This is a genomic window from Amycolatopsis sp. WAC 04197 (assembly GCF_003947475.1).
In the GTDB taxonomy this organism is placed as follows: Bacteria; Actinomycetota; Actinomycetes; order Mycobacteriales; family Pseudonocardiaceae; genus Amycolatopsis; species Amycolatopsis japonica.
Genome location: NZ_QHJK01000005.1, coordinates 90763 through 116982, shown reverse-complemented (window position 1 = coordinate 116982; position 26220 = coordinate 90763). Strand labels below are relative to the sequence as shown.

Below are 26220 nucleotides of genomic sequence, written 5' to 3'. Positions count from 1 at the left end.
ACGCGAGATCCGCCTTCAATCACGCGTGATCCGTCCCCGATCACGCGAAATCCGGGTTCAAGCACGCGAGACCCGGACTAGCGCCCGAGGCCCCGGATCAGCACCATCACCGATTCCCGCACGTCGGCCCTGGTCCGTTTCGGCTGGAACACCTGCCAGTCGAGCGCGACCACCAGCATCGTGCCGAACAACCCCGCCGCGGCGGTCTGGATCTGGACGCCGTCGGGCAGCCGCCCGGCGGCGTCCAGCCGGTGGAGTTGTTCGCGCACGATCGAAATGATCTCCTCGCGCAGCAGCGTCAGCGTTTCGTGCCAGGTGCCGGGCGTACGCCACATCTCGCTCACCAGGATCTGCGAGAAACCGGGGTATTCGGCGATGAACTCCAGCGCACCGTCCACTTGCGACTCGATGACGTCCATCGGGTCGCCGTCGCCGGTCGCCGCGCGCAGGCGCTCCGCGAGCACGCCGACGCCGTAGCGCAGCAGTGCGTCGACAAGACCGTCCTTGCTGCCGAAGTTGTAGTAGACGGTGCCTTTCGCGACCTTCGCCTCGGCCGCGATGTCGTCCACCGTCAGCCCCACGAGGCCACGGCTGGCGGACAACCGCAGCGTCGCTTCGAACAGCTTCTGCTTCGTCGCCTCACCCCGGGGACTCACAACGCCAGCTCGGGTTTCAGCGCCGAAACCGTCCAGGTGCGCCGTTTCCGCGCCGCCAGTGTCGAGACCAGGATCCCGCCGACGAGATACGCGACAAGGACACCGATGTCACCGAGGATCTCCATCGAGGCGCCACTGTAGAGCAGGTGCCGGAACCCGTCGATCGCGTAACCCATCGGCAGCACGATGTGCAACGGGTACAACGCGTCCGGGATCGTCTGCCACGGGAACGTGCCGCCCGCGCTCACCAGCTGGAGCACCAGCAGCACCAGGCCGAGGAACTTCCCGACGGCGCCGAAGAACGCGTTGAGCGCGTGCACCACCGACGTGAAGGTCAGCGACACCAGCACCGCGAACCCGATCGCGCCGAGCGGATGCGCGACGTCGATGCCGACCAGCCAGGTCACCGCGCCGAACAGCACGATCACCTGCGCGATCCCGAGCAGCGCCGAGGACAGCCAGCCGCCGAGCGCGACCTTGAACGGTGACGCGCCGGCGGTCAGCGCGCGGGTCGAAAGCGGGCGCAGCAACAGGAACAGCACGAACGCGCCGATCCAGGTCGCGAGCGAGATGAAGAACGGGGCGAGACCCGCGCCGTAGGTCCCGGCCGAGGCGACACCGGAGGAGTTGACCGCCACCGGGTCCGCGATGGTGTTGGCGGTCGCCGCCCGGGTGGGGTCGTCCGGGTTCGGGATCTCCTTCAGCCCGGCCGCGAGCCCGTCGCGCAGTTGCACCGCGCCGTCGGCGAGCTGGTTCGTGCCGTTGACCGCGGTCTTCTCGCCGTCGTTCAGCTTCGCGGCGCCGTCGCGGATCTGCGCCGACGCGTCGGCCGCCTGCGCGATGCCGCTGGTGAGCTGCGGGGTGGCCGAGGCCAGCTGGTGCGCGCCGTCGGACACCTGCCGGGCGCCGGACGCGAGCTGGATCAGCTGGCTGTTCGCGCCCTGGATCTTCGTGTTCGCCTGGTCGACCGGCGACCGGAGGGTGTCGAGGCGGCTCAGGATCTCCTGCACCTTCGCCTCGGGGACTTCGGCGGCACGCAGATCCTGCGCGAGCTGGGTGCGGTAACCGTCGAGTTTGGTCTGGATGTCGCCGGAAGCCGTCGCCGCGAGCGAGGCGGCGTCGGCGACCTTCTGGTTCCCGTCGGCGACCTGACCGGCGCCGTCGGCGAGCTTCTGGGTCTGCGCGGGGAGCTGGGCGGTACTGGACTTCAGGGTGCCGAGGCCGGTCGCCAGCTGGGAGCTGCCCGACGCGAGCTGGTTGGCGCCGTCGGCCAGCTGCTGCTGCCCGGTCTTGAGCTTGCCGGCGCCGTCGGCGAGCTGCGAAGCACCCGTCGAGGCCTCCTGGATCTTGCCGTAGATCGTGGAGAAGCCGACCAGGAACTTGTCCGCCGCCTCGCTGCCGACCTTCTCCGCGATCGTCTTGCGGACCTGCTCGGCGACCTGTTTCGCGATGGTGCCGGACAGATAGTTGTTCGCGTCGTTGGTGGTCAGCGTGATCGTCGCCTGCTGGGGCTGGAAGTTGCCCGAGGACAGCAGCGCGGTGGAGAAGTCGCGCGGGATGCCGATCGCGAACGAGTACTTGTCGTCGCGGACGCCCTTCGCGGCCTCGTCCTGGGACACCTCGTGCCACTGGAACGTGCCGGATTTGACCAGTTCGTCGGTGACCTCACGGCCGACGTTGCGTTCCACGCCGGCCGAGTCCTTCGCGCCGGTGTCGGAGGTGAAGACGGCTGCGGGCAGCTTGTCCAGGCGCGAGTACGGGTCGTAGTTCGCGTAGAGGTAGAAGGACGCGTAGAGCAGCGGCACCAGGACGAGCGCGGCCATGGCGAGCTTCGGCAGGGTGCCACTGCTCAGCCGGCGCAGCTCGTTGGCGGCGATCCGGACGGGATTCATTCCTGGTCTCCTGAAGTCTCTTCGATCTCAGCGGTTTCGACCGGCGCGCAGCGCACGGGGTCGGGCTGCTCGAGGGCGCCGCAGCGCGCGGGCTTCTCCGGCAGGGCCGAAACCGGGGTGGTGGCGGTCAGCACGATGACGGCGAGGCCGCGCTCGGCGTGCTCGCGGGCGAGCCGCGCCCAGCTGTCGACGTCGCTGGTGTGCCGGTCCGGGGTGTCGAGCACGAGGACGCCGACGCCCTCACGGCTCGCGGCGAGCGCGGTGAGCAGCCGGGTGCGCGTCACGGGTTCGATGTTCTCGAAGCGGGTGGTGGCGAAGGCGGCGGCGTCGTGCTCGGCCAGCCAGCTCGCGACGGCGGCCTTGTTCGCCGGGCGCTTCGCGAGTTCGAGTTCCTCCCCGACGACGACCTGCAGCGACAACGCGCCATCCGGCTCGCTCACCCCGGGGGAGTCGACGATCGCCACGACCTTGTGCGGATCCCCGCCCTCGACGGTCACCGTCCCGGTGGCGGGCTTCAGCCTGCCTGCCAGCGCCAGCCCGAAGGCGGTGACGCCGACCCCTGGCTCGCCGTGCACTATCGCCAGCTCACCACCCGAAACGGTGAGCGAAGTGGGCGACAGCAACGTGCCGTGGGGTCCGGTCACGGACACCCTGTCGGCTTGAACCCGCACGAAGAACTCCCAGGTCGGTGACTCGCGGAACTTTTAAACTGACTGGTCAGTTCAAAAGTTAGCCCTGACCTGGGAGGTGCACAACCTTGGGGGGCTCACGTCACACACAAGAGTGACGAAACCTCCGCAAACCGGACGACTAACGCAGGGCCGAAGCCGGATGGACCTCCCAGGACGTCCACAGTGGACGATAACCCTGCCGGTGCCAGAACACCGAGGAGAGCGGGTTGGTCGGGTTGTAGTAGAGGTAGGTGCCGTCCGCGCCGTCGGCGGCGAACTCCTTGTGCACCACCGACATCAGTGTGCGGCCGAGCCCGCTTCCGCGCAGGCCGGGCAGGGTGACGACGTTGTAGACGTAGCCCCAGCGGCCGTGGGGGAGCAGTTCGGCCTCGGCCGAGCCGGGCGAGGAGGTGATCCACGCGCCGTGCGCGAACGCCGCGATGCGGGCGTCGCGTTCGGCCAGCCACAGCAGCGGGAGATCCTTGTCGAGCGCGCGTTCCAGCGCCGGGGCGAGCAGTTGCGCGGCGTTCGGGCGGTGCCGGGTGGCGACCTGGCCGATGTAGTCGTGGGTCGACACGGCCATCGCGAGCACGGTGTCGAAGTCGTCGCGCCGGGCCCGGCGGACGGCGACACCCTCGGCGGCCGGGGCGTCCCGATGGCCGCCGGTACGCACCGCGAGCGCGGACATCGGCACCAGCCCGTGGTCGAGGAAGGCGCGGATCGCCTCGGCGTCGCGGCTCGGCCAGTTGACCACGCATGACGAGTCCTCGCCGGGGGATTCGGCGTCCATCCACGTCCGCCACGCGCGCAGGAGCACGTCCATGCCCTCGGTGCCGGTGTCCCCGATGAACGGGAACAGCTGGCGCACGTCGGCGGCCGACCACAGCAGGGGGACGTCGTCCGGCCCGTGCAGCTGACGTTGCACCACCCCGGTGACCTGGACGCCGGCCGCGGTGGCCGCGTCCACGCGTTCGCCGACGACCGGGGCCGGTGCCGCCTCGGGCAGGAACCCGTCGATCGACGCGAACCGGGCGCGGTGCGCGTCGAACAAGGTCTTCTCGATTTCCATCCCGTCCCCAGGGTCGGCCGCGCCGGGATCCGCTACCGAAGGGCCGCGGCCGGGGCGGCCGCCCACGTCGTCCACAGAGGACGATAACCCTGCCGGTGCCAGAACACCGGGGACAGCGGATTCGCCGGATTGTACGAGACGAAGGTACCGCGCAGCGACGGCGAGAACAGCTCGTCGTGCACGACGGCGGTCAGCGCGCGCCCGATCCCGCGTCCCCGCGCGGCCGCGGTGACCGCGAGCGTTCCGACGTAGCCCCATTCGCCCGGCGGCAGGCGTCCGGCGAGCGCGTCTCCGGGGATCGGGGAGCGCTTTCCGCCGGTCACCATCCCGACCGTGAGACCTTCCTCCTCGGCGATCCAGACCCGGCCGCCGAACTGCAGGCCGCGCCGGACCTCTTCGGCGAGCAGGGCTTGGGCGCCGGGCCGGACGACACCGTGGCCGACGAGCGAGGTGTAGCGAAGTTCTTCGAACCGAAGCCCGACGATCTCCTCCAGATCGCCCCGCGTCGACGCGCGGATGGTCACGCCGGGTACGGAATGAGCTTCCCCTGCCGCGGGCGCGCGGACGGCCAGCGCCAGTTGCGGCGCGAGCCCGTGGTCGAGCAGGGCCCGTGAGACCGCGACGTCACGGCTGGGCCAGGTGACCGTGCACGACGAATCCGGTTCGGCGTCGGCGAGCGCGATTCGCTCGCGCCAGGCGGAAAGCAACGCGCTCATGCCCGCGACGGCGTCGAGGGGAAGGACGGCGGAGAGGATCTGCAGATGCGCGGGGCTCCAGAGCCGTTGCCAGGAACCCGCCGCGAACCGCACGTGCGTGATCGTCCCGCTGGCGCCGCCTGCTTCGAGGGGTTCGCCCGGAGGGAGCGGGGGAGGCGGCGGAAGCAACGGGTCGAGCGCGGCGAACCGCGCCCGCTGCCGTTCCGCCGCCGGGGTCATCCCCGCTGGGTGCAGAAGATCGCGGTGCCGGGGAAGAGCTTGCCGCGCAACGGGCTCCACTGTCCCCAGGTGCGGGTGTGCCCTTCCGGCCAAGCGGGCTCGATGAGATCAGTGAGCGCGAAGCCGGCGTCGGAGAGCGCGCGGACGTAGTCGCCGAGGGTGCGGTGGTACTCGACGTACGTCGCGACGCCCTCTTCGTCGACCTCGACGTAAGGCGTGCGGTCGAAATACGGCTGGGTGACCGTGAGGCCCTGCGGGCCGGGGTCGTCGGGGAAGATCCAGCGCATCGGATGGGTCACCGAGAACACCCAGCGGGCACCCGGCCGGAGCACTCGGTGGACTTCGGCGAAGACGACGTCCACCGACGCCACGAACGGCACCGCGCCGAAGGCCGAGCACGCCGCGTCGAAACTCGCGTCGGCGAACGGGAGCGACTCGGCCGTCGCCTGCACGAGCGGGACGGGCGTGCCGGTCCGCTCATTGCCTTCCCGCGCGTGCCGCAGCATGCCCGCCGACAGATCGGTCGCCACCGCCTCGGCGCCCTGCGCGGCGAGCCAGCGCGAGCAGGCCGCCTGCCCGCAGCCGACTTCGAGAATCCGCTTGCCGTCGACTTCACCCAGAAGCGCGACGTCGGCCTCGCGGACGCCTTCCGGGCACCAGACGAAGTCCGCGTCGCCGAGGAACCCGCCGTGGGTCGCCTGATAGTCGTCGGCGTCGGCGTCCCACCACGCCAGGTTCGCGGCGGTCGCTTCCGGCGCCGAGACCGCCCGGTAGGCGACCCCCGCGGTGCCGAGCCGCTCCTCGGCCTGTGCGTGCCGATCGGGCTCGGTGACGGACTGCTGGCTCAAACCGATATCCTTTCCCCAGGTCAGGGCTTCGCGGCACAGCCTATCCGCCCGCCGTGATCGTGGGGGCGACCCTGATTGTGCCGTGTACAGGGGGCCGCGTAGGATATCTGTTAGCGCAGTGGGTTCGCGCTACTCTTTCCCCCGGTTCGCTCAGCGTCCGGGTCAGGGGGTCGCGTACCGGATGCGGTGATGCTCGCGGTCGTTCCCTGTGGACGTTTGCTTATGCGGTCGCCTCATGTCGGAAGCCCATGGTGCCCTAACTGCAAACCCACTACTTCCCATCCACCGGAGCAACCCGCCTAATGACGACCGACACCGCCACCGCCCCGACCGCCCCCACCGGGCCCCAGCAAGTCGCTATCAACGACATCGGGTCGGAGGAAGACTTCCTCGCTGCGATCGACAAGACGATCAAGTACTTCAACGATGGCGACATCGTCGAAGGAACCATCGTCAAGGTCGACCGTGACGAGGTCCTGCTCGACATCGGCTACAAGACCGAGGGTGTCATCCCCTCGCGCGAGCTCTCCATCAAGCACGATGTCGACCCGGCTGAGGTTGTCACCGTCGGCGATGAGGTCGAAGCCCTGGTTCTCCAGAAGGAGGACAAGGAAGGCCGTCTGATCCTGTCCAAGAAGCGTGCGCAGTACGAGCGCGCCTGGGGCACGATCGAGGAGCTCAAGGAGAAGGACGAGCCCGTCAAGGGCACCGTCATCGAGGTCGTCAAGGGCGGCCTCATCCTGGACATCGGCCTCCGCGGCTTCCTGCCCGCGTCGCTGGTCGAGATGCGCCGCGTGCGCGACCTGCAGCCGTACGTCGGCCGCGAGCTCGAGGCGAAGATCATCGAGCTGGACAAGAACCGCAACAACGTGGTCCTGTCCCGCCGCGCCTACCTGGAGCAGACCCAGTCCGAGGTGCGCAGCGAGTTCCTCAACGCGCTCGCCAAGGGCCAGGTCCGCAAGGGTGTCGTGTCGTCCATCGTCAACTTCGGTGCCTTCGTGGACCTGGGTGGCGTCGACGGCCTGGTGCACGTCTCCGAGCTGTCCTGGAAGCACATCGACCACCCGTCCGAGGTCGTCGAGGTCGGCCAGGAGGTCACGGTCGAGGTTCTGGACGTCGACATGGACCGCGAGCGCGTCTCGCTGTCGCTGAAGGCGACCCAGGAAGACCCGTGGCGTCAGTTCGCCCGCACCCACGCGATCGGCCAGATCGTGCCGGGCAAGGTCACCAAGCTCGTCCCGTTCGGTGCGTTCGTGCGCGTCGAGGAGGGCATCGAGGGCCTGGTGCACATCTCCGAGCTGGCCGAGCGCCACGTGGAGATCCCGGAGCAGGTCGTCCAGGTCAACGGCGACGTGATGGTCAAGGTCATCGACATCGACCTCGAGCGTCGTCGCATCTCGCTGTCGCTGAAGCAGGCGAACGAGGGCGTCACGCCGGAGACCGAGTTCGACCCGACCCAGTACGGCATGGCCGCCGAGTACGACGCCGAGGGCAACTACATCTACCCCGAAGGCTTCGACCCGGACACCCAGGAGTGGCAGGAAGGCTTCGACAAGCAGCGTGAGGAGTGGGAGCGTCAGTACGCCGAAGCTCACACCCGCTACGAGGCTCACATGAAGCAGGTCGTCAAGGCCGCCGAGGCCGACGCGGAAGCCGCGGCCGACGCCGCGACCGGTGTCACCTCCGGCGACTCGGGCGAGCAGAGCTACACCTCCGCTCCGGCCGAGGCCAAGAGCGGTGGCACGCTCGCCAGCGACGAGCAGCTCGCGGCTCTCCGCGAGAAGCTGTCGGGCGGCGCGTGATCCAGGCGCTCAGCCAGTAGCTGACAGACAGCGGCCCCGGTCCACACGGACCGGGGCCGCTTTCTTTTGCCCGCATTTCGTCCTCTGAATGCGATCCTTGCACGCGCAACTACCGCATCCAGAGGACTGAATGCGGTAGGGGGGAGAAGAAGCGTCAGGAAGTGGCGGGCCGGACGGCCGGCACCCAGATGCGTTCGAGCGCCGCGGCGCGAGCCTTGCGGCGGAGTCCGGCGAAGCTGTGCTTGGCCGGGACCAGGAGCGCGCTCAGCCAGGTACGCCGATATTCGGCGAGGGCCTCGGCCACGGGACGATGGAGGACACAGTGCACCAGGCCCGGCGTACCGAGCCGGTGCCTTCCGACGTGCTTGCCGTCTGCCATCTTTCCTCCGTGTGGGCGACCTTCGCCGCGCACGGTACGCAATGAAGCCCCTGATGCGGCGTAACCGCCCGGCGTGTCACCCGTAAAGGTTGAGTCTCGCGTCACTATCAACTTGCCTTTTACACCCTTCTGTGCCGGATGTGCCTCTCTCGTCACCCTGTGCGAAGTCTGGACAGGTTAGTAAACGAGACGGTATCGTTTACAAACATGAGCGAACCTCTTGTCATCGTGGGCGCTGGCCCGACCGGCCTCGCGCTCGCCGTTCACCTGTTCATGCATGACGTCGACGTCCGGCTGGTGGACGCCGCCCCCGGGCCGGTCACCACGTCCCGCGCCCTCGGCCTGCAGCCCCGTGGCGTCGAAGTGCTGGAACGGATCGGCGCGCTGGGCGATCTGCGCAGCCGGTCCCGGTCGCTGCTCAACATGTACTACAACGACGGCCCGCGCACGGTGCTGAAACTGCAGGTCGGCAAGGCCGCCGCGATGCTGCCGAAACCCACGTTGCTGATCTCTCAGGCCGAGGTCGAAGGCGCGTTGCGGGCGCGGCTCGCCGAGGTGGGCGGCAAGGTCGAATGGGGCACCAAGGTGACCGGCGCCCGGCAGCGCGCGGACGGGGTGACCGTCGCCGTGGACACCGACGAGCGCGAGATCGAAGCCTCGTGGCTCATCGGCTGCGACGGCGCGCACAGCGCGGTCCGCCGGATCGCCGGTATCGGCTTCTCCGGGCGGAAACTGATCGAGCGGCTGCTGATGGCCGATGTACGCGCGAACTGGCCGTTCGACCACGACGGCAGTGTCACCTGGATGGACACCGGGCGGATGTTGTCGGTGACCGCGTTGCCGGACAACGCCTGGCGGGTGTTCACCGAGCCGCTTCCCGGCCTGCCGGAAGGACTCTCGACCGAGCAGATCGGCGAGGAGGTGCTGAGCGAATTCTGCCGCCGGAGCGGGCTGTCGCGGGACACCGTCACCGAGGTGCGGTGGAGTTCGGAGTTCCGCATCCACCGCAGACTCGCGGACCGGTACCGGCAAGGCAGGCTTCTGCTCGCGGGCGACGCGGCGCATATCCAGAGCCCGACCGGCGGGCAGGGGCAGAACACCGGACTGGGGGACGCCGAGAACCTGGCCTGGAAGCTCACCCTGGTCGCTCGCGGTCTGGCTGGGGAGGAACTGATCGACACCTACGAGGGCGAGCGGCGGCCCCTCGCCCGCAAGGTGCTGGCCGCGACCAGCGGCGCGGTGGACATCATGCTGCCCGACCGGCCGTGGAAACGACTGGTGCGCGACCGGCTGGTGATGCCGGCGATCCGGTCGACCGCGGTGCAGCGCCGGCTGTGGCTGGTCGCGTCCCAGCTGGACACCACCTACCGAGGCGGGCCGCTGGCGCCGGGCGCGAGCCGGTGGGCCCGCAAACCCCGGCCGGGGGACCGGGTGCCGGACCTGAGGTGCCGACGGACGGACGGCGTCGAGACGACGTTGCACGCGGCGATATCCGGGCGCTGGACGGTCGTGGCAGGCGACGCCGGACAGGCAGCCCGGCACACCGAGGCGGTCGCCGGGCAACTCGGTGCCGATCTGGTCGGCACCTTGGTGTGCAAGGGATCGCGCGACGTGCTGCTGGTCAGGCCGGACGGGCACCTGGCTTGGCGCGGGCTTCCGGCACCGGACAAGATGGCCGCGTGGCTGAACGACATGCGGTGGACAGGGTAGGCGGGCGCCCCCGTGATCCGGGCAACGACGTGGCGATCTTGGACGCCGCGCTGGATCTGCTGATCGAGGACGGGTTCGGCGGCGCCAGCATCGAGGCGATCGCCAAACGGGCCGGTGTCGCGAAGATGACCGTGTACCGGCGGTGGAAGTCCAAGGAGGACTTGTTCCTGGCGGCACTGGAGCACGCGCGTCCACCCGAGGGCGCGAACGCGGAGTCGATCGGCGAACTCGTCGTCACGGTCGCGCGCTTGTTGAGCCAGAACAGGTTCCGGATGTTGATGGCCAGGGTCGTCGGCGCGTCGGTGGATCATCCGAACCTGGTCGGCGCCTACGTCGAGCGGTACCTCCGGCCGCGGTTGTCCGGTCTCGCCGAGCTCGCCAGGGACGCGGTCGGGAAGGGCGAGTTCCCCGAGGGCACCGATCCGGCCGTGATCGAGGACGTGTTCGCCGGGGCGATCGGATTCGTGCTGCTGCGCGGGGAAGTGGCCGAAGCCGAGATCGCCGGCAGGCTGCGGGGCATGTTGCGGCACCTCGGCCGCCGGGAGGACCTTCATCTAGGCTGATCGACATGCTGCGTGTGGGCCTGACCGGCGGGATCGGCGCCGGAAAATCGACGGTGGCGAACCGGCTTTCCGAGCACGGCGCCGTCCTCATCGACTCCGACAAGATCGCCAGGGAGGTCGTCGAACCGGGGACGCCGGGGCTCGCCGAACTCGTGGAGGCGTTCGGGGAAGACATCCTGGGCTCCGACGGTGCGCTCGATCGGCCCGCCCTCGCCGCGAAGGCGTTCGCCGACGAGGACTCGCGCAAGCGGCTGAACTCGATCGTTCATCCGAGGGTCGGCGCCAGGACGGCCGAGCTGATGGCGGCCGCCGCGCCGGACGCGATCATCGTCCACGACATCCCGCTGCTGGTCGAAGGCGGGCTGGCGCCGATGTACCACCTCGTCGTCATGGTCGACGCGCCGGAGGAGGTCCGGGTCCGCCGCCTGGTCGAGGCACGGGGCATGGCCGAACCGGACGCGCGCGCCAGGATCAAGGCGCAGGCCACGACCGATCAGCGCCGGGCGGTGGCCGACGTGTGGTTCGACAACAGCGGAGCGCCCGACATCGTGCTCGCCGAAGTCGACGCACTGTGGGCGGATCGGCTGACCCCGTTCGAGGCGAACGTGCGGCTCCGCAAGCCGCGGGCGCCGATGTCGCCGAAGATCTCGCCGTACGACGAGACGTGGCCCGTGCAGGCCGAGCGGGCGCTCGCGCGGATCCGCGTGGTGGCGGGCGACAACGCCGTGCGGATCGATCACATCGGCTCGACGTCCGTCCCGGGGCTGCCCGCCAAGGACATCCTCGACCTCCAGCTGACCGTGTCCACTTTGGACAAGGCCGACGAGCTGGCCCAGGCACTTTCCGACGCGGGGTTCCCGCGCGCGGAAGGGGAGTGGTACGACGACGCGCACGGTGAAGAGGGCACCTGGCCCAAGCGGTTCCACTTCGGCGGCGATCCCCGGCGCCCGGTCAACCTGCACGTCCGCTCGCAGGAGACCCCTGCCTGGCGGCTCGCGCTGCTGTTCCCGGAATGGCTGCGGCAGAACCCCGGCGAACGCGACGCCTATGCGGCCGTCAAGAACGCCATGGCCGCGAAGCACGCAGGCGACGGGACCGTCGAGCAGTACACCGACGAGAAGCAGGTCTGGGTCGACGCCGCCTTCACCCGCGCCGACGCCTGGGCGAAGTCGACCGGCTGGACCCCGTAGGCGCCGGCTCGATCAGACCCGGAATTCCCGTAGCGCGGGCCAAGCCTCGGCCCAGGTTGCGGTGTGACCGGTGACCAGCCAGATCGGCATCCCGCGGCTCACGTTGCGCACACCGGTCGCGTTGTCCACGCGCGAGACGATCCTGGCGTCGGTGAAGGACCGGAGCAGCCGCGCCGGATCCGGCCCGACGAACAGGACGCTGTCCGCGGTCTCGGGTGGATGCCCGAAGTACCAGAACCCGCGGCTCGGGCTGTACACGGCGGGCAGCCCGTAGTCGGCGCCGTACCGGTCCAGCGCTCCGGCCTGCCAATAGCCTGCCGTGACGAGGGTGGTGCGCTCCCGCTGTTCCGGCGGGAGCCGGTGATAGGCGTCGGCGACCGAACGGGCGAGGTCCGGCCAGCCGATCTCCTCCAGCGCGTACGCCGGGCGCGGTACGTCACGCCCTTCCGCGAGCCAGGCGGACGGCCACACCGGCAGCGCGTACGGGAGGGTGTACAACGCGGAAAGCAGGAACACCGGCCAGGTCGGGATCCAGCGAAACCACAGTGACGGCTTCAACTGTCCGAAGTGGACGGCGGCACCCGCCCACAGGACGCCGAACATGCCCGCCGCGTAGTAGTACCTGCCGTTGGACAGGATGAACAGCGCGATCACGCCGACGGCCGTCCAGCCGAGGAACAGGTAGGGGCGCAGCCTGGACGAGAACAGCAGGACCCAGAGTCCGTAAAGGACGCCGACGACGCCGATGCCGAGCCCGGCCCCGGTGAGCAGGGCGGGCAGGAACCCGGCACGCCCGCTCCAGCCGCCGGTGGTCTCGTGCGCGATGACGTCGCCCATCTCCAGCTGCGGCCAGCCGTTCGCGGCCTGCCACCAGAGCGTCGGCACCATCGACAGCGCGGCGATCCCCGCGCCTGCCCAGAGTTTGGGCCTGCGCAAGAGATCCCGCGGCCCGAAGAGCAGGATCGCGATCCCGGCGGCGACCCAGAACGTCGCGATGAGGAGCTTGACGTTCAGCGCGACGGCGGTCGCCGCGCCCAGCCACAGCAGCAGGTTGTCGTCACGCGTCCGCATCCACCGGACGAGCAGCCACGCGATGAGCGTCCACAGCGCTGGGTCGATCGTCGACGTCGCCAGGTAGTGCCCGCTGCCGAGGAACTGCCCGCAGATCGCGTACGCGGCGGCGGCACGGGTCTGCGCCCGGCGGTCCCCGCCCATCTCGTAGGCGATGAGCCCGGTGAACACGACACCGGCGGCCGTCGCGAGGACGGCGGGCAGGCGGAAGACGAAGACGTTGCCCGGCGCGAGCGTGTCCATCGCCAGCGCCAGGAAGGGCAGCACCGGCGGCTGATCCGCGTAACCCCAGGCCAGCCGCTTGCCCGCGGAGAGGAAGTACAGTTCGTCGCCGAAGTAGCCGTAGCGCCACGCCGTCGCCAGCAGGACCGCCGCGGCCGCGGCGGCGAGCAGCGCCACCGGGAGCCGGGCGAACGCCGCACTGGACACGGTCGGTGTTTCGGCCGCGTGGGCGGCTTCCATCCATTCCTCGCAGATCTTTCGGGTGCCGGTCCTCTCGCACCTTACGTGCCGACGGCGTGGCGCGTCGGGCGTGAGAGGACCGCTGGAGCATCAGAACCCCCAGTCCGTGAGTTTCGGCCATACCGTGTCCCAGGTCCCGTTCCGGCCGGTGGCCAACCAGATCTTCATGCCCTGACTCGTGTTCGTGATCCCAGCCCGGTTGTCGAGCACACCGACCTCACGGATCCGCGTGAAGTACGGCACAAGCCCCGAAGGGTCGTTCCCGACGAACAGGACGTCCCGTGCCGATTCCGGCGGTCTCGGCAGCGTGGCGTAGCCGCGGTTGGGACTCGACGGCGACGGGAGCCCGAGCTCCGGTCCGTAATGGTCGATCGCGCTCGCCTGCCAGTACTTCGCCGCCACGATCCCGGTTCGGGCCGGATCGGGCGCCGTCCGGTACGCCCTCGCCACCGACTCCGTGATCTCCCGCCAGCCGATCTCCTCGACGGCGAACACCGGACGGGCCCACTCCGGGGCACTCGCCAGCTCCGCCCTCGGGAGGATCGGGAGCGATTGCGGGATGGCGATCAGCGCGGCGACGACGTACACCGGCCACGTGGCCAGCCAACGCCAGTACTTCGACGCCTGCCCCGCTTCGATCTCCACCGCCGCGGCCGCGAACAGCGGGGCGAACATCCCCGCCGCGTAGTAGTAGCGCCCGTTCGCCAGCAGGAAGAGGGCGAGGACGCCGAGCGCGGTCCAGCCGAGGAAACGGTACGGCCGCAGCCGTTCGGACCGCAGCAGCCGCCACAGGCCGTAGCCGAGCATGATCATCCCCACCGGAACCCCGGCGCTGAGCACCAGCGTCGGGATGAACGTGGCCCGCCCACCCCAGCCCGCCGAGACCTCTTGGGAGATCGCCGCGCCCATGGTCAGTTGCGGCCATCCGTTCGCCGCCTGCCAGACGAGCGTCGGCGCGATCATCGCGGCGGCGATCAACGCGCCGAACCAAAGCGCCGGACGGCGGACGAGGTATCGGGGGTCGAACATCGCCGCGGCGACCAGTGCGACGGCCCAGAAGCCCCCGATGAGGAACTTCGTGTTCAGCGCGAATCCGGTGACCACCCCGCTCCAGAGCAGAAGCCGGTCTTCGCGGGTCCGCGTCCACCGGACGAGCAGCCACAGCAGGAGTGTCCACAGGAACGGGTCGATCGTGCTGGTCGCCAGGTAATGCCCGCTGCCCAGCATCTGGAGGGACACCGCGAAGGTCACCGCCGCGATCGTCTGCGCTTTGCGGCCACCGCCCAGTTCCCTGGCGATGAGCGCGGTCAGCACGACACCGGCGACCATCGCCAGCATCGCCGGGATCCGCAGGACGAATGGCGAATCGGCGCCGAATCCGTCCATCAGCCGGGCCAGCAGCGGCAACAACGGCGGCTGGTCGGCATACCCCCAGTCCAGATGCCGACCGGCCGCCAAGAAGTACAACTCGTCGCCGAAATAGCCGTAGCGACCGGCCGTCGCCGCGAGAACCGCCCCCATCGCCCCGGCGACCGCCAGCACCGGTGCCCTCGCGAACGGCGCGACTTCCGCGTGTTCTCGGAGCCCCTCGGTCTTGATGACCACGGGTATCCGCCCCCCTCTCGATCGGTTACTCCGTGATCGAGAGTTCCGCAAAGGCGCCCTTCCGGGTATCCATCAGCCGGTCGGAATCCGCCTCGCCCAAGGGATGAGTGAAGATCAATCGAACGATGGATGCCGGCCGCTCAGTGCCGCCGCCAGCCGAGGGTGATGTCCTTTGTGGACAGCCATCCGCGCAGGTCGTGGCCGTGGGTGGCCAGTCCGTCGACGGTCGCGTGGCTGACATCGAGCGCGCGTTCGCCGTCGGCGGGGGAGAGCAGCCCGGCGGTGACCGCGGCGAGGAGTTCGTCGGTGTCGATCACCTGGACGGACTTCTTGTCCCGCAGCACGAGATCGAGATAGAGGTCGGTGGCCACCCAGACGCCGCCCTCGCGGCGGATGTCGACGACGTCGAGGTAGAAGTCCTGATCGCGTTCGTGACCGGGGTTGAACCAGAAATCGGTGATCCGCAGGCCGAGATCCGGCAACAGCCAGGACTCGAGGTAGTGGAACTGCGCCCGCCCCGGCGTCGGCCGCGCCATGTAGAGGCCGAAGGGCTCTTCGCGGTATTCGTCGACGTCCCTCACGACGCCCTTGGGGTCGGTGTTGGTCTTCGCGGCGGGGTCGAAGTACTCGACCTTCGGCGGATGCAGCGCGGTCATGCGCCCATCTTGGAAGGAGCCGACGCCCGCGAACACCGCCCAACCGGGTGGACGATCACCGGTTTCGCGGTTCCGGGGGAGTGGAGCCGCCTGGCCGGATAAGGTGCGCTGGTTCCGCCATAAGGGTGAGTGGGAGTCGACGTATGTTCGGGATCATCAGGCCGTGCCGTCACCGGCTTTCCGCAGGTCTGCACGCGGACTGGCTCGCCCATCTCTGCGGTCTTTGCCTGGCGCTGCGCGACGAACACGGACAACTCGCCCGAATGGTGACGAACTACGACGGCCTGATCATCTCGGCGCTCGTCGAAGCGCAGTCACCCCGTGCGGAGGGGCGGCGCGACGCCGGCCCTTGCCCGCTTCGGGCGATGAAGGGGACATCGGTCGCGAAAGGCGGCGGTGCTCAGCTCGCGGCCGCTGTCTCCTTGGTGCTGGCGTCGGCCAAGATCAGTGACCACGTCGAGGACCGCGACGGCGCCTTCGCGCGGCGTTCCGTCGCTCTCGCCGCGAGGCGGGTCGCGACGCGCTGGGCGGACCAGGGGAGCCGCACGGGCAGCCGGATCGGCTTCGACACGGCGGTCTTGACCGAGGCCGTCGACCGGCAGGGCGAGATCGAACGTGCCCTCCACCTGGGTGATTCGGCCGTCCTCGCGACCGAACCGGCCGAACTGGCGACCGCGGCCGCGTTCGCGCACACCGCGGTCATCGCGGGCCGCCCGGAGAACGCCGCGCCGCTGGCCGAGGCCGGACGCCTGTTCGGCAGGGCCGCTCACCTGCTCGACGCCGTCGAAGACCTCGCCGAAGACGAGGCCGCCGGCGCGTGGAACCCGCTGACCGCCACCGGCACCGACCTCGCCGAAGCACGACGGTTGTGCGACGACGCCGTGCTCGGTGTCGAACTCGCCCTTCGCGAAGTGAAGTTCGACCAGCCGAAGCTGGTTCACGCCCTGCTGGTGCACGAACTGCGGCAGGCGGTGCGACGGTCCTTCGGGCACAACCTCACCGGTCACGGGCACGGCCCCCAGCAGCCGCCGCCGGGCTGGATCGGCCCCGGACCCCGGCCGCAACAGCATCCCCACCAGCCGTATCAGCAGCAGCCCTATCCCCAGCCGCCTTATCCCCAGCAGCCCTATCCGCAGGGTGGGCACCAGGCGCCGCCACCGAGGCCGGTTCCGCCGCAGGGCGCACCCGGTGGCGGAGGGCCGCCGCAGGAGCCGCCGAAGAAGAAGCGGAAGCACGGCGACGGGCCTGTCGATGGCCAGGGTGGTTGCTGCTGGACGCCGAAGTTCCGGGTGCCCGCCCAGCCGAGGGGGTTCTTCCTCGGTTGCACGGTGGCCACCTACATGTGCTGTTCGTGCCAGTTCTGCTGCCGGGACCCGTTCCCCGGGGCGTGGAGCGGGAAGCCGCACGAGGCAGTGTGCAACAACTGCGACGGTTGTGACTGCTGTAACTGTTGTGACTGTTCCTGCTGATCCCGACCAGGCGAAACGGAAACTGTCGGACCCTGCGCCTACTCTGGTTCCCGTGGCTTTCGCATCCGAACACCCCGTGCTCGCCCAGTCGGACTTCCGCCCCGTCACGGACATCCCCCGGACGGGCGGCCGGTTCGAGGTGGTCAGCGAGTACAAGCCCGCCGGTGACCAGCCGGCGGCCATCGACGAGCTCGAACGCCGGATCAACGCGGGCGAGAAGGACGTCGTGCTGCTCGGTGCCACGGGTACCGGCAAGTCGGCGACGACGGCTTGGCTGATCGAGCGCGTCCAGCGCCCGACGCTGGTGATGGCGCCGAACAAGACGCTCGCCGCGCAGCTGGCGAACGAGCTGAGGGAGCTGTTCCCGAACAACGCGGTCGAATACTTCGTCAGTTACTACGACTACTACCAGCCCGAGGCGTACATCGCGCAGACGGACACCTACATCGAGAAGGACTCGTCGATCAACGACGACGTCGAGCGGCTGCGGCACTCGGCGACGATGAACCTGCTGTCCCGGCGCGACGTCATCGTGGTCGCGAGTGTCTCGTGCATCTACGGCCTCGGCACGCCGCAGTCGTACCTGGACCGGTCGACGAAGCTGAAGGTCGGCGAGCAGCTCGATCGTGACGTCTTCCTCCGCGCGCTGGTGGACGTGCAGTACACCCGCAACGACATCGCCTTCGCGCGCGGCACCTTCCGCGCCCGCGGCGACACGGTCGAGATCATCCCGGCGTACGAAGAGCTGGCGATCCGCGTCGAGTTCTTCGGCGACGAGATCGAGAAGCTCTACTACCTGCACCCGCTCACCGGCGACATCGTGAAAGAGGTCGACGAGGTCCGCATCTTCCCGGCCACGCACTACGTCGCGGGCCCGGAGCGGATGGAGAAGGCCATCCGCGGTATCGAGGCCGAGCTGGAGGAGCGGCTGGCCGAGCTGGAGAAGCAGGGCAAGCTGCTCGAGGCGCAGCGGCTGCGGATGCGCACCGCGTACGACATCGAGATGATGCGCCAGGTCGGGTTCTGCTCCGGTATCGAGAACTACTCGCGGCATATCGACGGCCGTTCGGCGGGCTCCGCGCCCGCCACGCTCATCGACTACTTCCCGGACGACTTCCTGCTGGTCATCGACGAGTCGCACCAGACCGTCCCGCAGATCGGCGGCATGTTCGAAGGCGACATGTCGCGGAAGCGGAACCTGGTCGACTTCGGGTTCCGGCTGCCCAGCGCGGTCGACAACCGGCCGTTGACCTGGGAGGAGTTCAGCGACCGGATCGGGCAGACGGTGTACCTGTCGGCGACGCCGGGGCCGTACGAGATGGGGCAGGCGGGCGGCGAGTTCGTCGAGCAGGTCATCCGGCCCACCGGCCTGGTCGACCCGAAGGTCGTCGTGAAGCCGACCGAGGGCCAGATCGACGACCTGGTGCACGAGATCCGCGAGCGGGCCGAGAAGGACGAGCGCGTCCTGGTCACCACGCTGACCAAGAAGATGGCCGAGGACCTCACCGACTATCTGCTGGAGCTGGGCATCCGGGTGCGGTACCTGCACTCCGAGGTGGACACACTGCGCCGGGTCGAGCTGCTGCGGCAGCTGCGTGCGGGCGATTTCGACGTACTGGTCGGCATCAACCTGCTCCGTGAGGGTCTCGACCTGCCCGAGGTTTCGCTGGTCGCGATCCTCGACGCGGACAAGGAGGGCTTCCTCCGCAGTGGCACGTCGCTGATCCAGACGATCGGCCGCGCGGCGCGAAACGTGTCGGGCGAGGTGCACATGTACGCCGACAAGATCACCGACTCGATGCAGCACGCCATCGACGAGACCGATCGCCGCCGCGCCAAGCAGGTCGCGTACAACGAGGAGCGGGGCGTCGATCCGCAGCCGCTGCGGAAGAAGATCGCCGACATCCTGGACCGCGTCTACAGCGAGGCCGAGGACACGGAGTCGGTCGCCGTCGGTGGTTCGGGCCGGAACTCCTCGCGGGGCAAGAAGCCCGAGCAGGGCGACCGCGTCCGCAGCTCCGGGATGCTCGCGGACAAGGACGTCGCCGGGATGCCGCGCGCCGAACTGGCCGACCTCATCCAGCAGATGACCGACCAGATGATGCAGGCCGCGCGCGACCTGCAGTTCGAGCTGGCGGCCCGGCTGCGGGACGAAGTCTCGGACCTCAAGAAGGAGCTCCGGGGCATGGACGCGGCCGGCATCAAGTAACCCCGCGTTTCGTCCTCTGAACGCGATCCTTGCGTGTGCAAGTACCGCATTCAGAGGACGAAACGCGTGGCGGGGTCAGAGGCGACGGCGTTCGAGCATGGTCAGGTCGGCGTCGAAGTCCGGGAAACCGGCGGGCACCGAACGTGTGCTGACACCCGGTGAGACCGGGGGCAGACCGGCCCATCGCCGCACGGTGTTCGTCGCTTCGGCGGCCTGCTCCGGGGGAAGCTGCGCGATCCGGGCGCCGTGGTTGCCGCCCGGCACCGTGTAGCTGTAGGAGTCCTTCGTGCCGAAGCCGAGCTTGAACGGCTCGGCACCCCACGGGTCGTTGCCGCCGTAGACGAACATCAGCCGCTTCCCGCGCGACTTCACCCAGAAGTCGATGTCCGGCATCGCGAGATGGTCGAACCGCGGGATGTCGACCGACTTCGGCACGAACGTCCGTGACACGTTGGAGCCCGGATAGCGGAGCAGATCCCGGAGATAGCCTTCGTAGGACTCGGGCGCGCCGAGCTGGTAGGCGGCCTGGAAGTAGTACGGGACGTAGACCTCGAGGTTCTGGTCGGAGTAGGTGTTGAGGCTCTCGACGCGTTCGAACCAGGCGTAGACCTCGGACGCCGGGGCGCCCGCCTTCGGGATCGTCGCGCAGTCCGACTGCCGCTGGTACTGCCAGAAGGCGAAGTACGAGTCGATCACCGAGATCTCCAGCGACACGTCGGCCGAGCCGACGGTCTTGAACGTGTAGCCGTTCTTGGCCGCGTCGGCGGCGGCGAGCGCCGCGAACTCGGAACGCCGGGTCAGCACGTCACGCTGGATCGCCTTCAGGGCCGAACGGCAGGCCGGATCGTTGCCGACGTTCGCCAGGAACCGGTTGTAGCGGTCGTGCTCGTTGATGACGTCGTTGGGCGCGACGTACGGGATCGTCGCGTCGACGTCGTCCGGGAAAAACCTACGGAAGTAGGTCGCCGTCATACCGCCCTTGCTGCCGCCGGTCGCGAGCCACTTGCCCGGGTAGAGCCGCTTGAACGCCTCGACGGCGCGGTGCTGATCGGCGGCGGCCTGCCAGATCGTCAGCTGCTTGCCCCAGTTCGGCTGGTCCGGTCGAGACGGGGTGAAGAAGCGGTATTCCATCGACAGCTGGTTGCCGTCGACGATCTGTGTCGGCTCCGAGCGGTTGGGCGATTGCGACACGTTGTACCCGCTCGTGTACACCACGGTCGGCGAGCGGAATTCCTTGTGCAGCAACGTGAAACGCTGCTGAAAGGTGCCGCCCTCCGGCCTGCGGTGATCGACGGGCTGGGTGTAGGTGAGTTTGAAGAACCGGTAGCCGGTCGGCGCCGGATTCTCCGAGACGACGGTCAGCCCGGGGATCCGCCCGAGCGCCTCCTTGATGTCTTCGGGTGCCGCCTGCGCGGCCGGGGTCAGCCCGGCCAGTGCGAGAACGGTGATCGCCAGAACCGACCACGCGGCCGTGAGCTTCCGCATCCATGCCCTCCCCATCGGGACCTGTTGAGCGGTCGGATACTCACAGAGTCACCGCCGGTGGGCAATCGCCTATCCGGTCGAGCCGCGCAGCACCCGGTCGACATAGGCCTTGATGGCCGCGCGGGCTTCGGGGGAGCTCCACAGTTCGAGGACGTGGGCGTCGTCGCCGGTGCGGTGTTCGGCGATCCGCTCGTGGAACGGCCGGTGCAGCTGCGCCTTCGTGTGCGCGTACGCGGCCGCCGGGATCTCGGCGAGTTTCCGGGCGACCTCCACCGCCCGCTCGACGACGTCCCCGGGCGCGGTCACCTCGTTCACCAGGCCGAGCCGGAGCGCGTCCGCCGGAAGATGGGTCTCACCGAGGAACGCGAGCTCGGCCAGGACGTCCGCGCCGAACCCGGACCGCAGGATCTCCAACGCCGCCAACGGGAACGGCACGCCGACGAGCAGTTCGGTGATCCCGATCCGGCCGGGGCCGTCGGCGAGGACACGGCGGTCGCAGGCGGCGGCGAGTACCGCCCCGCCGGCGATCGCGTGTCCGTTGACGGCCGCGACCACCGGACCGGGGAAACCGAACACCGAGAGGAACGCGTCCGACAGCGCGGGCAGGAAGTCCTCGAGATAACCCGTGCCGCCGTCGTGCACCCGCCGCAGGTCGACACCCGCGGAGAAGATGCCGCCGGTGCCGGTCAGCACGACCCCTCGATAGCCGCCGAGCTGCACGTCTTCGAGCCGGAGGGTCAGTTCCTGGCAGAACTCCGTGTCGAGGGTGTTCGCCTTGCCGTGCTGCAGGGTGACGACGGCGATCCCGCCTTCGTCGTCCACGCGGATCGAGGAGGTGGCCATGGGCCGACCGTACCGGAGCCCGCGGGGATCTACAGTGGACCGCTCAATCCTTGAGGCGCACGGTGACCGTCGGGCTGAAGGACCGTTTGCGGTTCCAGCCGGTCTCGGCGCCGATGCTCAGCTGGATGGCGCGGTCGGCGGGCGCCCAGTAGCCGGTGCGGACGAAGTAGGCGTCCATCGAGCACAGCCTGCTGCACGACTTGCGGTTGCAGATGGTCTCCCAGCCCCACTGCCTGCCGCTCTCCTCGACGCCGTTGCGCCGGACGAACAGATGCGGATTGCCGATCTCGCGGCAGTAGGCGCTGCCTTCGGAGATGTAGAGGACCCCGTCGATCTTGTAGAACCGATTGTTGTCGAGAAGCGTCACCTGGCCCGAGACGGCGAATCCGACCCGGCCGCCCTTGCCGGCGTTCATGGTCCAATCGAGAGAGAATTCTTGGACCGGAGTCTCGACTGACTGGGTCATGGTGACGTCCCCGCTTTCTTCTCGCGTCGGCACCTTCGCACTGAAGATAAGGATTTCCCGGAGGTCCGGCGAAGGTGAATGGGAACTTTTCACCCAATGAGTCGATGATCGGAAAACCGATGTTCTCATGCGCATGAAACACCGGTTACCGGCGCTAATGGGTGAAGGTCGCCACGGCCAGTGAAAACCGGGGCCCACCAGGGAAGAGGATTTCGTCTTCCCGGTGGACCCCGGTCGTTTGTTCAGTGCGAAAACGCTCTCAGCTGGTGATGTCCTTCGTCGCGAACCGGCGGCCGGCGAGAAGGAAGAACACCGTGCCGTACAACGCCGCCGACAACATGCCGTTGGCCATGTTCGTCCAGTCGATGTCGGTCGAGATCAGATCCATCCACGAGAACGCGAAATGCGTCGGCAGATAGTCCCGCAGCCCTTCGAGCGCGGTGATCTGGTCGAGGATCTGCGAGACGATCGCGACGATCACCGCACCGCCGACGGCACCCAGCGGGGCGTCGGTGGCGACCGAGAGCAGCATCGCCAGCCCGGCCACCCATGCCAGCTGCAGGATGATGTAGATCGTCGCCAGCCCCATCGCGACGAGGCTGTCGCCGAACGACACCGCGTCCCCGGTCGGGCTGATCGCGTCGCCCGCGCCGTACCAGATGACGCCGACCACCAACGACACCAGCGGCAACAGGATCAGCGCGACCGCGGAGAGGATGCCGGAGACGATCGCCTTCTGCCGCAGTACCCGATGCCGGGGGACCGGCATCGCGAGCAGGTATTTCAGGCTCGACCACGACGCCTCGCTCGCGATCGTGTCGCCGTAGAACAACGCCACGATCATCGGCAGCAGGAACGTCCCGGACACGAACAGTGCGAGCACCACGAAGTTCGGCGCGCTCGCGGTGGCGAGGTCGACGAACCCGCCGCTGCGGCGGTTCGGGTTGGCCTGCCCGATCTCGAACGCGATCACCAGGATGAACGGCAGCAGCGCGACGAACCCCAGCATCAGCTGGGTCCGCCGCCGTTTGAGCTGCCGTTTCAGTTCGACGCCCAGCCGCAGCGTCCGGTCGGCGCGGTAGCCCGCCACCGCCCCGTCCGGGCCGACCTCGGTCGGTTCGTGCGACGCGACCTCGGTCAGCTCCAGCAGTGCCGCCGGATCGGTGTGCACGCCGTGATCCGCCCGGGTCGCCGGGCCGGAACCATTGGTCTTACTCACCCTTCGAGTCCTCTCCGACCAGCTGCAGGAACGCGTCTTCCAGCCGCCGCCGCGGCCCGGCCTGCTCGACCGCGACCCCGGCACGCACCAGGACGGCGACCGCCTCGGCGCGCGCGAGACCGTCGAGATCCGCGTGGACCAGTTCCCCGTCGACGTCGACGCCGGAAATGCCGCCGACCTTTCGCAGCGCTTCGGCCGCTTCGGCGGGCTTGTCGACGCGGAACGTCGCCTCGCCGCTGGACGCGGCCAGTTCGCCGACCTCACCCGAGGCGACCAGCATGCCGCGGTGCATCACGACCACGTGCGTACAGGTCTGCTCGACCTCGGCCAGCAGGTGGCTCGAAACCACCACGGTGCGCCCGGTCGCCGCGTAGCGCTGGAGCACCTCGCGCATCTGGTGGATCTGTGGCGGGTCGAGCCCGTTGGTCGGTTCGTCGAGCACCATGAGCTCCGGCAGGCCGAGCATCGCCTGGGCGATCGCGAGCCGCTGCCGCATGCCCTGGCTGTAGGTGCGGACCCGCCGGTTCACCGCGTCGCCGAGCCCGGCGATCTCCAGTGCTTCGGCGAAATGCGCCTTGTCCTCCGGGCGGCCCGTGCTCGCCCAGTACAGCTCCAGGTTCTCCTTGCCGGACAAGTGCGGAAGGAAGCCCGAACCCTCCACAAAGGACCCGATCCGGGACAGCACCGGCGCGCCGGGCGCGATCAGATGGCCGAACACACGGATGGTGCCCGCGGTCGGCGTGATGAGCCCCATCAGCATGCGCAGGGTCGTCGTCTTGCCCGCGCCGTTCGGCCCGAGCAGGCCGAGCACCTGGCCGGGTTCGACCCGGAACGACAGATCCTTGACCGCGACGAACCCACCCGCGTAGGCCTTTCGCAGGCCTTCGATCACCAGCGGCGTCTTCGCCAGGCTCTCGTCGACGTCGTGCGCGCGACGGCGGCGGAACGCGGCGATCACCGTGATCGCGATACCGGCGAGCAGTGTCCCGGCGATCCCGAGCAGCTGCGCGGTGGGCGCGCCCGCACCGACGGAGTTGCCGTGGACGACCGGGACGGCGAGCCGTCCACCGTCGGCCAGTCCGATGCGGAACACCGCGGGTTCGACCGGTGTCGCGAACGCCTGGTCCGTCGTGCCGACGACCAGCCGGAGCGTGTGCCCGGCCTCCAGTGGCCGCACGATGCCCGGCAGGGTCACCGTCACCTCGACCGGGCTGCCGTCGGCGGGCAGGCCGGAGACGCGGAACGGTGCGACGGCGTTGGCCGGAAGCGTGCGGACACCTTCCGAGTTGACGTCGTAGAGCTTCGCGAACAGGACCGCTTCCTTCTGCGGCGCGGCGGCGGACGGATCCGCGGAGACCTGCAGCCGGACCGTCGAGGAACCGGCCGCGATCGTCTGCGCGTCGAGCGGCGGCGTCGCGAACTGCGCGGCCTGCCCCGGCGGGTCCAGGCTGAACAGTCCGGAAAGCCGCGACGAACCGGCCACCGCGCCGTTCAATCCGGGGATCCCGCTCACCGCGGCGGGATTGCCGCCCGCGGGCCGGACGACGGGCTGCGCCGGACCGGCCAAAGTGAACTGCCGTCGCTCGGTGGGGTCGCCGGTCGCTCCCGGGTACGCCGGGGCGCTGACGGTCCGGACCGAAGGGGCGCCGTTGGCTCGCAGCGTGCCCTGGATGTCATAACTGAACCCGGTGCCGGGATCGGATCCCTGCCCGGTGAGGGAGAACTTGAGGAAGTCCGCGATCTGCGCGCGCAGCTTCTGCCCGGGCTTCCCGCCGTCGTGGCCGCCGGTGTACCAGATCGTGCGGACCTTGCCGCCCGCGGCGGAGATCTGCCGGGCGGTCGCGTCGGACTGGTCCAAGCCGAACAGAGTGTCGCTTTCGCCCTGCACGAGCAGCGTCGGCACGGTGATCTTGTCCGTCACGGACGCGGGGGAGACCCGGCGGAGCAGGTCGACGGTCTTCTGGCTCGCCTTTCCGGTGGTGGCGAGTTCGGTGTAGGCCTGGCAGACGTCGGCGGTGAACCGTCCACAAGGGTCGGCGGGGCCGGACGGCGGGCGCTGTCCGTTCGGGCCACCGAGCGGCAGCGACTGCGCCGCGGCCCCTGCCGCGCCCGTTCCCTGTGCCGCACCGGATTCGCTCGTCTCGTCACCGGCTTCAGGCGCGTCGTTGGCGGGGGAGCCGGTCTGCGCGGCGCCGGAACCGGCCGAGAAGAAGATGCCTGCCCAGGACTTCTTGAAGACGCCGTCCGCGGTGAACGCGCCGGCGGCCGGGGTCGTGGCGTTCGGCGCGGCCGGGGCGGCGGCGTTCGGGAAGAGACCCTGGGCGAGGTCGTTGTAGGTGATCACCGGCGCGATCGCGTCGACCCGCTTGTCCGTCCCGGCGAGCAGGAGGGAAAGCGCGCCGCCGTACGAAGCGCCGGAGACGGCCACCTTCGGGTCGCCGTTCTCGCTGAGGACCTCGGGCCGCGCGGCCAGGGTGTCGATCAGCTTCCGGGCGTCGGCGACCTCGCGGTCGGGGTCGTTCAGCGCGATCTTCCCGGTGCTGCGGCCGAAACCGCGCGCGGACCAGGTCAGCACGACGAAGCCCTTGTCGGCGAGTTCGCGGGCTTCGGTGGCGACGCTGTTCTTGTCACCGCCGAAACCGTGGGCGAGCAGCACGGCCGGAGCCGGGGTCCGCTCGGGCAAATACGTGGTCGTGTCGATCTTGACGACCTCGGACGAGCCGGGGGTTTCGGGCAGATCGAGGGTCGCGTCCTGGGTTTCGACAGCGGACGGGGCGGGCTCGCTGTTCGTCCACACGACGGCCGCGGCGGCCAGGACCACCACGACCGCGGCGAGCGCGGTGAGTTTCGCGCCTCGCGTGCGAGGGAGCGGGATTCGGGGCACGGAATGACCGTATTTCACCGAACCTGAGAGTCGCTCTTCCGGCACACACGGACCACACAAGTGAGCGGAGTGTGACGGGAGTTACGCCATCATCTTGGTGACAAGGGCAACCTTAACTGGCGTCATGCGTACAGAC

21 protein-coding genes are annotated in these 26220 nt (G+C 69.3%); 6 read left to right on the top strand and 15 right to left on the bottom strand.

Going from position 1 to position 26220, the window contains the following annotated elements:
* Positions 1-77 precede the first annotated feature (77 nt).
* The 6 genes from DMC64_RS21105 to DMC64_RS21080 form a co-directional block, all read right to left on the bottom strand.
* Positions 78-656 (bottom strand): TetR/AcrR family transcriptional regulator, encoded by a 579-nt coding sequence (locus tag DMC64_RS21105; protein WP_125734916.1) that lies wholly within the window; start codon positions 654-656, stop codon positions 78-80.
* Positions 653-2548 (bottom strand): YhgE/Pip domain-containing protein, encoded by a 1896-nt coding sequence (locus DMC64_RS21100; RefSeq protein WP_037345487.1) that lies wholly within the window; start codon positions 2546-2548, stop codon positions 653-655. The genes DMC64_RS21105 and DMC64_RS21100 overlap by 4 nt, the downstream gene beginning before the upstream one ends.
* Positions 2545-3219 carry an ABC transporter ATP-binding protein gene (locus tag DMC64_RS21095; protein ID WP_037345489.1) on the bottom strand — a complete coding sequence of 225 codons (675 nt, stop codon included), beginning with the start codon at positions 3217-3219 and terminating at the stop codon, positions 2545-2547. Before DMC64_RS21095 ends, DMC64_RS21100 begins: the two co-directional genes overlap by 4 nt.
* Before the next feature lie 139 nt (positions 3220-3358).
* On the bottom strand, positions 3359-4288 hold the full coding sequence (locus DMC64_RS21090) for a GNAT family N-acetyltransferase (protein ID WP_125735112.1): 930 nt from the start codon (positions 4286-4288) through the stop codon (positions 3359-3361).
* A gap of 32 nt (positions 4289-4320) precedes the next feature.
* The gene (locus DMC64_RS21085) at positions 4321-5223 is read right to left on the bottom strand and encodes a GNAT family N-acetyltransferase (protein ID WP_125734915.1); all 903 of its coding nucleotides are present in this window, start codon (positions 5221-5223) and stop codon (positions 4321-4323) included.
* The gene (locus tag DMC64_RS21080) at positions 5220-6071 is read right to left on the bottom strand and encodes a class I SAM-dependent methyltransferase (protein WP_037345491.1); all 852 of its coding nucleotides are present in this window, start codon (positions 6069-6071) and stop codon (positions 5220-5222) included. Before DMC64_RS21080 ends, DMC64_RS21085 begins: the two co-directional genes overlap by 4 nt.
* 302 nt (positions 6072-6373) lie before the next feature.
* On the opposite strand from DMC64_RS21080, the gene rpsA reads away from it, so the two are divergent.
* Positions 6374-7873, top strand: a complete 1500-nt coding sequence (rpsA, locus tag DMC64_RS21075) for a 30S ribosomal protein S1 (protein ID WP_037345493.1) — start codon at positions 6374-6376, stop codon at positions 7871-7873.
* 154 nt (positions 7874-8027) lie between these two features.
* Here rpsA and DMC64_RS21070 read toward each other — a convergent pair whose 3' ends face one another.
* Positions 8028-8252 (bottom strand): hypothetical protein, encoded by a 225-nt coding sequence (locus tag DMC64_RS21070; protein WP_037345494.1) that lies wholly within the window; start codon positions 8250-8252, stop codon positions 8028-8030.
* A 207-nt stretch (positions 8253-8459) separates the two neighbouring features.
* Here DMC64_RS21070 and DMC64_RS21065 point away from each other — a divergent pair, with 207 nt between their 5' ends.
* The 3 genes from DMC64_RS21065 to coaE are packed head-to-tail and all read left to right on the top strand — an operon-like array spanning position 8460 to position 11715.
* Complete coding sequence (locus DMC64_RS21065) at positions 8460-9962, top strand: FAD-dependent monooxygenase (protein ID WP_125734914.1); 1503 nt, start codon at positions 8460-8462, stop codon at positions 9960-9962.
* Positions 9950-10525, top strand: coding sequence for a TetR/AcrR family transcriptional regulator (locus DMC64_RS21060; protein ID WP_158634244.1), 576 nt, complete (start codon positions 9950-9952; stop codon positions 10523-10525). Before DMC64_RS21065 ends, DMC64_RS21060 begins: the two co-directional genes overlap by 13 nt.
* Before the next feature lie 5 nt (positions 10526-10530).
* The gene (coaE, locus tag DMC64_RS21055; protein WP_125734912.1) at positions 10531-11715 is read left to right on the top strand and encodes a dephospho-CoA kinase; all 1185 of its coding nucleotides are present in this window, start codon (positions 10531-10533) and stop codon (positions 11713-11715) included.
* A 12-nt stretch (positions 11716-11727) separates the two neighbouring features.
* Here coaE and DMC64_RS21050 read toward each other — a convergent pair whose 3' ends face one another.
* From DMC64_RS21050 to DMC64_RS21040, 3 genes are all read right to left on the bottom strand, one after another.
* Positions 11728-13248, bottom strand: coding sequence for a glycosyltransferase family 39 protein (locus tag DMC64_RS21050; protein WP_125734911.1), 1521 nt, complete (start codon positions 13246-13248; stop codon positions 11728-11730).
* Between the two features lie 90 nt (positions 13249-13338).
* Positions 13339-14853 (bottom strand): glycosyltransferase family 39 protein, encoded by a 1515-nt coding sequence (locus tag DMC64_RS21045; protein WP_125734910.1) that lies wholly within the window; start codon positions 14851-14853, stop codon positions 13339-13341.
* A gap of 140 nt (positions 14854-14993) precedes the next feature.
* On the bottom strand, positions 14994-15509 hold the full coding sequence (locus DMC64_RS21040; RefSeq protein WP_037345843.1) for a DUF402 domain-containing protein: 516 nt from the start codon (positions 15507-15509) through the stop codon (positions 14994-14996).
* A 143-nt stretch (positions 15510-15652) separates the two neighbouring features.
* Here DMC64_RS21040 and DMC64_RS21035 point away from each other — a divergent pair, with 143 nt between their 5' ends.
* Both DMC64_RS21035 and uvrB read left to right on the top strand, forming a co-directional pair.
* A complete protein-coding gene (locus tag DMC64_RS21035; protein WP_125734909.1) occupies positions 15653-16978 on the top strand; it encodes a DUF5685 family protein in 1326 nt (441 codons plus the stop codon).
* 52 nt (positions 16979-17030) lie between these two features.
* Positions 17031-19187, top strand: coding sequence for an excinuclease ABC subunit UvrB (uvrB, locus tag DMC64_RS21030; protein ID WP_037345502.1), 2157 nt, complete (start codon positions 17031-17033; stop codon positions 19185-19187).
* Between the two features lie 75 nt (positions 19188-19262).
* On the opposite strand, the gene DMC64_RS21025 is transcribed toward uvrB, so the two are convergent.
* The 5 genes from DMC64_RS21025 to DMC64_RS21005 form a co-directional block, all read right to left on the bottom strand.
* On the bottom strand, positions 19263-20672 hold the full coding sequence (locus tag DMC64_RS21025) for a S28 family serine protease (RefSeq protein ID WP_125734908.1): 1410 nt from the start codon (positions 20670-20672) through the stop codon (positions 19263-19265).
* Between the two features lie 69 nt (positions 20673-20741).
* Positions 20742-21515 (bottom strand): enoyl-CoA hydratase/isomerase family protein, encoded by a 774-nt coding sequence (locus DMC64_RS21020; protein WP_125734907.1) that lies wholly within the window; start codon positions 21513-21515, stop codon positions 20742-20744.
* A 43-nt stretch (positions 21516-21558) separates the two neighbouring features.
* Positions 21559-21981 (bottom strand): hypothetical protein, encoded by a 423-nt coding sequence (locus tag DMC64_RS21015; RefSeq protein ID WP_125734906.1) that lies wholly within the window; start codon positions 21979-21981, stop codon positions 21559-21561.
* 259 nt (positions 21982-22240) lie between these two features.
* The gene (locus DMC64_RS21010; RefSeq protein ID WP_052121043.1) at positions 22241-23200 is read right to left on the bottom strand and encodes an ABC transporter permease; all 960 of its coding nucleotides are present in this window, start codon (positions 23198-23200) and stop codon (positions 22241-22243) included.
* Positions 23193-26102, bottom strand: coding sequence for an alpha/beta fold hydrolase (locus tag DMC64_RS21005; protein ID WP_199755047.1), 2910 nt, complete (start codon positions 26100-26102; stop codon positions 23193-23195). Before DMC64_RS21005 ends, DMC64_RS21010 begins: the two co-directional genes overlap by 8 nt.
* Positions 26103-26220 lie beyond the last annotated feature (118 nt).